Origin of the sequence: Thalassospira sp. UBA1131 (genome assembly GCF_002311515.1) — a bacterium.
In the GTDB taxonomy this organism is placed as follows: Bacteria; Pseudomonadota; Alphaproteobacteria; order Rhodospirillales; family Thalassospiraceae; genus Thalassospira.
Genome location: NZ_DCAO01000109.1, coordinates 70,916 through 81,181, shown reverse-complemented (window position 1 = coordinate 81,181; position 10,266 = coordinate 70,916). Strand labels below are relative to the sequence as shown.

Annotated in this window: 7 protein-coding genes; 1 reads left to right on the top strand and 6 read right to left on the bottom strand. The window is 52.0% G+C overall.

Annotation, left to right across the window (positions count from 1 at the left end; all coding sequences use genetic code 11):
* The 3 genes from B3Z49_RS18175 to B3Z49_RS18165 form a co-directional block, all read right to left on the bottom strand.
* On the bottom strand, positions 1 to 644 hold a 644-nt coding region (locus B3Z49_RS18175; RefSeq protein WP_296993404.1), incomplete at its 3' end, for a Crp/Fnr family transcriptional regulator.
* 167 nt (positions 645 to 811) lie between these two features.
* Positions 812 to 1,258, bottom strand: a complete 447-nt coding sequence (locus B3Z49_RS18170; protein ID WP_287445681.1) for a VOC family protein — start codon at positions 1,256 to 1,258, stop codon at positions 812 to 814.
* 3 nt (positions 1,259 to 1,261) lie between these two features.
* Positions 1,262 to 2,341 carry a hypothetical protein gene (locus B3Z49_RS18165; protein WP_296993400.1) on the bottom strand — a complete coding sequence of 360 codons (1,080 nt, stop codon included), beginning with the start codon at positions 2,339 to 2,341 and terminating at the stop codon, positions 1,262 to 1,264.
* Positions 2,342 to 2,785: 444 nt separating this feature from the next.
* On the opposite strand from B3Z49_RS18165, the gene B3Z49_RS18160 reads away from it, so the two are divergent.
* Positions 2,786 to 6,271, top strand: coding sequence for an indolepyruvate ferredoxin oxidoreductase family protein (locus tag B3Z49_RS18160; protein WP_296993398.1), 3,486 nt, complete (start codon positions 2,786 to 2,788; stop codon positions 6,269 to 6,271).
* A 45-nt stretch (positions 6,272 to 6,316) separates the two neighbouring features.
* On the opposite strand, the gene B3Z49_RS18155 is transcribed toward B3Z49_RS18160, so the two are convergent.
* The 3 genes from B3Z49_RS18155 to B3Z49_RS18145 form a co-directional block, all read right to left on the bottom strand.
* Entirely contained in the window at positions 6,317 to 7,495 is a 1,179-nt protein-coding gene (locus B3Z49_RS18155; RefSeq protein WP_040824236.1) for a patatin-like phospholipase family protein, read from the bottom strand.
* A 404-nt stretch (positions 7,496 to 7,899) separates the two neighbouring features.
* A complete protein-coding gene (locus tag B3Z49_RS18150) occupies positions 7,900 to 8,370 on the bottom strand; it encodes a cache domain-containing protein (protein ID WP_008891347.1) in 471 nt (156 codons plus the stop codon).
* A 79-nt stretch (positions 8,371 to 8,449) separates the two neighbouring features.
* On the bottom strand, positions 8,450 to 10,150 hold the full coding sequence (locus B3Z49_RS18145; protein WP_296993394.1) for a methyl-accepting chemotaxis protein: 1,701 nt from the start codon (positions 10,148 to 10,150) through the stop codon (positions 8,450 to 8,452).
* Positions 10,151 to 10,266: the final 116 nt, after the last annotated feature.

Below are 10,266 nucleotides of genomic sequence, written 5' to 3'. Positions count from 1 at the left end.
GCCAGTTTTTCCAACGCCGCACGATCAATCAGCCGGATGGTGCCGCGCGATTGTTCGATCCAGCCCCGACGCTGAAATTCCTGAAGCTGGCGCGAAATCACTTCACGGGCAGACCCCAGTTCGACGGCCAGTTTCTGATGGGTTGCCGAAACCGTATCATTGTCCCCGGCCAGTTCGATCAGCTTGTGGGCCAGACGGATATCAAGCTTCTGGAATGCGATTTCCTCGATCACCATGAACAGGTCGGTGATGCGTTTCGAATAGGCGGTAAAGACAAACTGGCGGAACTCGATTGAGTCCGAGACAAGCTTGTCAAACACCTTGCGCGGGATCGCCACCGCACGGGTTTCGGTTTCGGCAATCCCCTCGGCCGAGTAATCTTCATAAGCCAGAAGGCAGGCCGTGGTCAGAACGCAGCTTTCACCCGCATGAACGCGATAAAGAACGATTTCACGACCGGTATCGGATGTCTGCTGCACACGCACTGTGCCATCGAGTAGCAGCAACAAGTGTTCCGGCGATTTGCCCGGTCCGAAAATGACCGTATTGGCCGGAACGGTGACGATCTTGCTTTCTTCGACAAGGTAGGATCGGATGGCATCGGGCAAACGTGACAGACCCGGAAACTGCTCGATCCAACTCAAAACCTTATCCCCCTTGGAAGCGTGGATTAAAACTACATCCCGTTCGATGTAAAAGTAAATTATCCCCGATGCAACTGTACTTTGGAATATCTACGAAAACGGGCAGCAAATTGCTGCCCGTGCTGTGAAAGTATGCAGCGATGCCGTAATGACGTGATGGCAGCGCCCTACTCGGTTTTCTGTGGCGGGATGTGCAGATTGCCCTTCTCGTCAATTTCCCAGAACGGATTAAACGCCACTTCCCATGCATGGCCATCCGGATCACGGAAATAACCGGAATACCCGCCCCAAAAGACCTTCTCGGCAGGCTTCTGGATTTTGGCCCCGGCCTTCTCAGCCTCGGCCATCACCTGATCGACTTCTTCTTCGCTGCGCGCGTTATAAGCCAGCGTCAATCCGGCAAAGCTGGCACCTGTGTCGTCGTCAAAGTGACCGTCTTCCTTAAGCGCTTCGCGCCCGAACAGACCAAGGGCCAAACCATTGGACAGCTGGTAAAACACCACCTGCCCTTCGACCATTTCGGTCATCTGCCAGCCGAGGCCACCTTCGTAAAAACGCCGCGATCGATCCAAATCCGCGACACCCAGAGTAATAAGCGAAACACGTTGATCCATTGATTAGCGCTCATCTACAGTTGCTGAGTTATAAATTTCTGAAGCTGAACTACTAGTCCCGCCCGCCTCACCTTTCCCCTGCACGGAGGCCTCTAAAAGCTCAACAGCAGTTGCCAAAGTATCATAATTATCAACCACATAAGATTCCAGTGACATACGCCAAAAGATGAAAGCGACTAACTCGTTGACAATGAAACAAAAAACAAATGAACCGCCGAATTCTAACCAGCTAACCTTACCATCAATTAAACCTAAGTAATTTAGCATCACCAAAAATAGTGGAAACGTCACAAACAACAGAATTGCACCATCCACTAAGTAATTGTGAAATTTCGGCCTGAAGCTCCAAACAGAAATTCCATCACATACATCAAAGTAATTTTTCCTATCACCTTTCTCAATTTCATTGAATAATTCAGAGTATCTATAATCAACATATCTAAAAGGAATAATGTGCGCCATTCCTAAGAATAGAGACAAAATATCAACAAGAACTACATAGCCAAAAATCGACCAAGAAACCCATCTCGAAACACTTGGATCACGCAACACATCCAACAAAAGATATACGTGAACAAATACGATTATAATTATATATAAAGCTAAAATTGCTAGAATTAGCAATATAGACCACGAGTGAAACAATTTAGATAAAAACCCTGGAAAACCTCCTCCTTCGACATACACCAAGTACGAAAATCTTGAACCAAAAGGGTCCCCCGGCAATATCTCTTTTATTTTGCTTGAAAATTGATCTCCATATCTGAAACGTACACATGCGATCAAATCATCAGAAATAGAACTTACGTGCGCTTTCATCATTGAAATAAATAATATTATACTTGCTGAAACAAACAACGCGAACTCTTTGATATTATACACTTCTGATGCATTCATATCGAGCAGGTGAATAGATTTTCCTTTAGTAAACACTCCAACAAACAACAATGCTATTATTACGTAATTGACCATCGTCAGATGATAAATTCTGGACTCGACACTAGAAAGTCGAGCGCTGGATCTATCTAGAAAATCAGTAACGAAACCTGTATCGGCAGCGGATTCCTTTAACTCGTCAAGCATCTTTTTCTGCCGCATAGATGTCATTGACACCCACGACGCCCCCTGGAGCGACAAGCAACGAAAATAGGAATCGTGTAATCCTGTTAATGGAAATCGGCTCATATTAATGACCAGTTTGTTAGTCGATAGAGCACAATGCGACAGTTGCAGCGCAGCATGCCAGTAATTTTATTGCGCGTAAATCGGTACCGGAATAAGTAAATAATAAGTTGACCTTACGTCAACAGATGCAATCAGGCGTTTTGCATAGTGCGATGCGACTTCGCTTTGAAAAAAGGTCAGTCTTTATTACCATTTCAAGGTCAGGCACAGGTCCCGCACACCCGACCTGACAGATAAATTAAAGGTCATACCGAAACACTGCACAAACACCCATATCAATAAAAGCAGTGCATCGGGCCCGAAATGACCCCGCATATCAGAGAGATCCCAGGGAGACCGGTCATGGCACAACAATTGGCGGCAGTCCAACTCGACGACAAATACACGCTTGAGGAAGGCCGGGTTTACCTTACAGGTATCCAGGCACTGGTCCGTTTGCCCCTGATGCAGCGCCAGCTTGATGCCCGCGCGGGGCTTAATACTGCCGGGTGCATTTCGGGATATCGCGGATCGCCGCTTGGCGGACTTGATCAGCAACTTTGGCGCGCCCAAAAATTCCTGACCAAACAGCAGATCGAATTTCAACCGGGTGTGAACGAAGACCTTGCTGCCACCGTCGTCTGGGGCAGTCAGCAGGTCAATATGTACAAGGATGCCAAATATGATGGCGTCTTTGGCATGTGGTATGGCAAGGGCCCGGGTGTTGACCGGTCCGGTGACGTTTTCAAACACGCCAACCATGCCGGCACATCCAAGCATGGCGGCGTTCTGGTTCTGGCCGGTGATGACCACAGTTGCAAATCATCCACCCTGCCCCATCAGACCGAATATGCCTTTATCGATGCGCAGATCCCGGTTCTGAACCCGTCCGGTGTTCAGGACATTCTGGATTACGGCCTTCATGGCTGGGCGATGAGCCGTTATTCCGGTTGCTGGGTGGCGATGAAAACCATTGCCGAAACGGTGGAAAGTTCGGCCGCGGCCGATGTCGCCCCGGATCGCATAACCCCTGTCATCCCGACCGATTTCCCCATGCCCGAGGGCGGTCTGCATATCCGCTGGCCCGACACGCCCAAGGAGCAAGAACATCGCCTGATGAAATACAAGCTCTATGCCGCACTGGCATATGCGCGGGCGAACAAGCTGAATAAAACCGTGATCGACAGCCCGAATGCGCGGCTTGGCATCATCACCACCGGCAAGGCCTATCTCGATGTCATGCAGGCCTTCGATGACCTTGGCATTTCCGAAGAAGACGCCGCCAAGATCGGCATTCGCGTGCTTAAGGTCGGCATGAGCTGGCCGCTGAACCGCGAGGATGTCCGCGAATTCGCCCAGGGACTTGAGGAGATCATCGTCGTCGAGGAAAAGCGCGCGGTGATGGAAAACCAGGTCAAGGAACAACTTTATAACTGGCGCGAAGACGTTCGCCCGACCGTGATCGGCAAGTTCGATGAAAAGGGCGAATGGATCCTGCCATCGATGGACGAACTGACCCCGGCCCGCGTTGCCGTGGTTCTGGCCGAACGGATCAAGCGGTTCTATGACAGCCCGGCCATTCATGAACGCATCGACTGGCTTGCCGAAAAAGAAAAGGAAATTGCCGAACCGCGCCCGGATGTTGCACGCATTCCGTGGTTCTGCCCGGGTTGCCCGCATAACAGTTCGACCAAGGTCCCCGAAGGCAGCCGCGCCATGGCCGGTATCGGGTGCCATTACATGGTCAACTGGATGGATCGATCCACCGAAACCTTTACCCATATGGGCGGCGAAGGTGCGACATGGATCGGACAGGCACCGTTCACCCATACCAAGCACGTTTTCCAGAATCTGGGCGATGGCACCTATTACCATTCAGGCTCCCTTGCCGTTCGGGCCGCCGTCGCATCGGGTGTGAACATCACCTATAAAATCCTGTTTAACGACGCAGTCGCCATGACCGGCGGCCAGCCGGTTGACGGGCCACTGACCGTGCCGCAAATCACACGCCAGATGTTTGACGAAGGTGCCAAACGCATCATCGTTTTGTCAGACGAGCCTGAAAAATACCCGATGGGTGCGGACTTTGCGCCGGGCGTTGATATTCGCCATCGCGATACGCTGGAAGACACCCAGAAAGAATTGCGTGAAATCGAAGGCGTTTCGATCCTGATCTTTGATCAGACCTGTGCAGCCGAAAAACGCCGTCGTCGCAAACGCAAACTGATGGTTGATCCACCCAAGCGGGTATTCATCAATGATCTGGTCTGCGAAGGCTGCGGTGATTGCGGCGAACAATCCAACTGCCTTGCCGTTGTGCCGGTCGAAACCGAGTTTGGCCGCAAACGCGCGATTGACCAGTCGGCGTGCAACAAGGATTTCTCCTGCCTTAAGGGCTTCTGCCCAAGCTTTGTCACCATCGAAGGCGGCGAACTTCGCAAACCCGATGCCGCCGCCAAGGGGGATACCGGTACCGATGCAGTCTTTGCCAGCCTGCCGCGCCCGACCCTGCCCGAAATTGACGAACCCTGGTCGGTTCTGGTCACGGGTGTTGGTGGCACCGGCGTTGTCACGATTGGTGCGTTGCTTGGAATGGCCGCCCACATTGAGGGCAAGGGTATTGTCGGCCTTGATATGGCGGGCTTGGCACAAAAAGGCGGAGCTGTTGTCAGCCATATTCGCTTTGCCAATGACCAAAACAAGCTGCATGCCGCGCGCATTCCAGCCGGTGAAGCCAATGTGGTTCTGGGCTGTGATCTTCTGGTTGCGGCAAGCTATGAAGGGCTTGCCAAAATGCGCCGGAACTTTACCCAGGCGGTGATCAACACCCATGAAACCGTTACCGGTGCCTTTACCCATAACCCGGATTTTGAACTTAAAACCAACGAGCATATGAAGGTCATCAGTGATGCCTGTGGTGCTGATGCGGTTCATTTCGTTGAAGGCAGCGACATAGCGACCCGCCTGATGGGCAACTCGATTGCAACCAACCTCTTCATGCTGGGCGTTGCCTGGCAGCGCGGCCTGATCCCGATCAGTGAAGAGGCGCTTATGCAGGCGATTGAGCTTAATGGCGTGTCAATTGACATGAACAAGCAGTCCTTCCATTGGGGCCGCCTGTATGCCCATGACCGTGATCGCGTGATCGGGATCGTCGGCCCGAACGAGGCCGAAGCCCACCCGATTGCGACCGAGCTTTCCGATATCGTTGCCAAGCGCCACGCCTTCCTGACCGATTATCAGAACGCAGCCTATGCCGATCGTTTCACAGCCCTTGTTGATAAGGTTTCAGCGGCCGAGAAACGCCTTGGCGATGAAGATGATCTGGCCCGGACGGTTGCGAAATACTATTTCAAACTGCTGGCCTATAAGGACGAGTATGAGGTTGCCCGTCTTTACACCGACCCGGCGTTCATGAGGAAGGTCACCCAGACCTTCACGGGGGACTACAAGATCAACTTCCATCTTGCCCCGCCGTCGCTTGCCAATGCCGATCCGGAAACCGGCAAGCCTCAAAAATCTGTTTACGGTCCATGGATGATGTCGGCGTTCCGCATGCTGGCGAAACTGAAGTTCCTGCGCGGCACCAAACTTGATCCGTTTGGCCGCAACCCGGAACGCAAGATCGAACGCCAGTTGATCACGGATTACGAAAAACTGGTAACCGAGGTCCTCGACGGCCTTAACCACGAAAATGCCCGCATCGCCAAGGCGTTGCTGGCCCTGCCCGAACACATTCGCGGTTACGGCCACGTCAAGGAAGAACACATCGCCAAGGTCAAGGTGCGCGAAGCCGAACTGCTTGAACAGTTCCGCAACCCGCCCGAACACCTCAAGGCGGCGGAATAAGACAAAAATCAAAAGGGCCGCACCATGCGGCCCTTTTTTTATTGCTCAGACAAAGCGCGGAAAACGGCTTTGGAATTCAGGCAGAATGCGCATCGCGCCCTCTCGCAAACTTTTAACAGACTTTTCCTGACGTTTGCGTTGGCGGTAATCCGCAATCATGTGATCAGTTGACTCAAAGCCGTCCTCGATCCCGCGATCAAGGTTTTCCCACGTCCAGTCATAGTTGATATGCGGGGAAACCGGGATTTCAACGATATCGATCTTACGGCCACTTTCGGCGACTTCACGTTTGAAGGCTGCAACAGCGTCTTCGCTGGCCGATGCGGCAAACAGCATGATCAGGTTATTCAGTGCGTCATACAGGTTTTCAGGCTGACGCACCTGCTTAAGATCAAGAATACGGCTGACCCAGACCTCATCGACATCCGGATGCAGGCGCAAGAAATCAAAGAAGTTGACCGTATCAACAGTCGCACCCTCGCAATAGGTATCGCCGTTGATTTCGACCGGCTCTTCGATAAACGGCAAGGCAGAACAGGCACACAGCGTCTGCGCGTTCATCTGTGGCAGGTCGTAGTGATCAGGTTTGTTGGTGAAAAGTTCAAGCCGCTGCTTGGAAAGGTTATAGGCGTTGTGGAACATGGCCGGCTTGTCGGGCTGATAAAGCCGATCAAAGTTCAGCCGGTCCAAGAACATGCTGTCGGGTGAATAGATCTTGGCTAGTCCCTTGGTCTGGGTCTGATAGATCGATCCGACCAGAAGACGCGACAGGGGATTTGCCGCCAGAAAACCGTTTAGCAAAACATCGTTGAAATTGTGCGGCGTCCAGTATTTCGGATTGCCCATGAAATGCTGCACATGTTCAACGGCCTCGCCGATGGCGTCCGGCACGATCAGCCCCTGATAGCTGTTGGGGTTAAAGAAGTAATTGAGTTTGTTGGTGAAATCAGAAAAGAAGTCCGGTGCAAAGGCCGATGCAATCGGAAACCGTTCATAGACACTTGCGGGTCGAAAAATTTTACGAAAGAAGGCGATGGTCTGGTCAAGTTCCTGACCCTCGTCGGCCTGATGCCAGGCAACAGAGAGCCAAGCGCCGATACAGGCAGACGACCAGATATCAAATTTTATATCCGGTTCCTGCTGCAGACGCTTAAGCACCCCGATGCTTAAGCCAACAGCAGGCCCGCCGCCTGACAGAAAGATAGCTCGTTTGATCTTTTCCACGTCGCGATCTCCTTGTTGAAAACCGAATGGTTCGGTCCAAACAACATGGCGCAAACGATAAAAATGCCATCGCGTGCACCACCGCTCACCCCCAGGAGATACCAGTCCGTCTTTGCGGACCTGTAGATACAGCCATCATTATAATGATTTTAAGCCGCTGCATTTGAGACAATTCTTCAATAGTGATGTGACAAAATGCGCGATTACATATACTTAGATATATTAAATCTGGTGATTCATATACTAAATCGCACTTTTGATCAGAGTCATGTTAAGTATTTTCTAAACTATGCACTCGAAATCCCACTCATTTAACTTAATAAATATTTTACAAATTGATCCATTTTACTTGAAACACAAAAACCGCCCGAAGGCGGTTTTTGCTTTTTGGATATGATTACTTTTTAGTCGTAATAACCCACCATGAAAATCTTGCCGTCATGGGCTTTCACCCAGGTTTTCTTTTCGGCAAGTTTTTTGGTCTGCGGATGAGTCCAGGTGTAGTTGGACCAACCACCATCCGGCGATGCCTTTCCGGTTTCGACCATGTCACGAATGATGAACTTGCTGTTCACATCCTGAAGGTCCCAAAGGCCCGGGTTGTTAACAAGCTTCGGGTTGATCGCGTGTGTCAGGAACGTGCCTTTTTCGCCATCAGCAACAATGACGTAAAACTCGTCAAATACGAATTCACCGGACTTGTCGTTGAACATATCAAAGGATTTCTCCTGCCCGACGTCGTCATAAAGGGCGATTGCCTTATCCACCAGATCCTTGGCGGTTGCTTCCTTATCCTGGGCCATGGCCGACGATACACTCAAAACCATCAGCAACGACGCCAGAGCCGCACCGAAAGAACGCAAAACCTTATTCATCCTGAATTTCCCTTGTTGATCATAGATAGATGTCGTGATTGACGATTGGTTGGTTGAAACAAATGAACACAAAGGTCCGTCAGACGGCGCGCAGCCGTGCAACAAGACCATCAACCGAACTGCTTAGCCCTGCCATTTCGCGGCTAAGCTCTGCGGTTGCCTCGCCCACACTTCCCGCAGAATCACGGGTCGCCCGGGCAATGTCGCGCACATCACCGATGCCGCCTGACACGGTTTCCGCATAACCGGCAGCCTCGGTGATACTGGTGCTGATCTGGCCTGTCGCATTGCCTTGCTCCATGACAGATTCAGCCGTCAGTCTCAGAATTTCGTTGATGCCCTGAACACTTTCGACAATCGTTCGGATCGCTTCGACCGCCTGTCCGGTTTCGGCACGGACATTGGCAATTTCAGATGCAATTTCCTCGGTCGATTTCGCCGTCTGGCTGGCAAGGTTTTTGACCTCGTTGGCAACAACGGCAAACCCTTTGCCGGCCTCACCGGCACGGGCCGATTCAATCGTGGCATTAAGGGCCAGAAGATTGGTCTGTTCGGCAATATTGCCAATCAGGGCAGCGACATCCTCGATACGGATGCTGGCTTCTTCAAGACGGCGGATTTTCTCATCCGCGTCGCGGGCCTGTTCGCTGGCTTCCTGTGCCTGTCGGCTACTTTTCTGGATTTCCTCGCTGATATTGGCAATCGCCGAAGCCAGGCCGGACGCCGCCTGGGCGATCTCGCCCATGTTGTGGCTGGACTTGCCGGATGCATCAAAGGCGTTTTCGCTCTGATGATCGGTGCGCTCGGCATTGTCGAGAAGGGCCGATGCAGATGCGCCGATTTCCTCGATCGCGGCACTGACTGCCGTTGCTGTGCCCTGTACCGACGTTTCAATATCGCGCGCCAGTTCCTGCATGATCTGGCGTTTTTCCTCGACCGCGCGGGCTTCATCCTGCAGGCGCTGTTCTTCAGCGGCCTCAAGGCTTTCGGCGTTCTGGCGGAACACCTCAACCGCATCGGCCATCTTGCCCATCTCATCCTTGCGCGCGGTATAGGGAACCGAGATGTCGGTTTTGCCTTCGGCAATTTCGCGCATGACATGGGTCAGTTTTTTGACCGGCGCCCCGATCAGGCTTGCGATGACAAAACTGATCACCGCCATGGCGATGGATGCCGACAAAGCCGCAATAATTGTCTGATCCTGTGCCGAACTGCCAACCGCCATGGCCGCACCGCTTGCACTGTCCATTCTGAGCTCTGCGGTTCCGCGCAGCTTGGAAAGAATGTCCATCAGTGCTTCATAGTCGGACTGTGCAGACCAGGAAAAGCTGAGCGCCCCGGTATAGTCGATGTCGAGCATGCCAAGGACCTGATTGACCTTGCCGAGGTAACCGTCAAAGCGTTCCTGCGCATCAACCGACATCTGGCGGCCCGATTCCGGGAGACTTTCGTTTTCAAGCAACGTCACAAAGGACTGACGCGCTTCTTCGATCTGGGTTTCAAGATCCTGGGAAACGGCTTCCATCCGATCCCCTTCAACACCGGCGGCCGACCAAGACAGCATGCGATAAAGGGTCTGGTGCACCCGGGTCACATTGCGATCAATCTCGCCAATATCCTTGACCTCGGGATATGCCTTGCTGACAGCGAACTCCAGACCATCAGAAAGTGACATGATGGCCCGCCCGCCAATCAGGCTGACAGCGATGATCGCAATAACCGCAATTACCGGCAAAATGGAAAGTTTGGTCCCGATATTCAGATTCGCAAAAGTCTTCATTCTTTGGATATCCAAAATTGACATTCACAGATGACATCAGGCGGCGTCGTTACTTGCCGCCAGAAGTTTGGCAACAGTCACGTCGCCGGTGGTATTTCGATATGCAGAAAGAACAC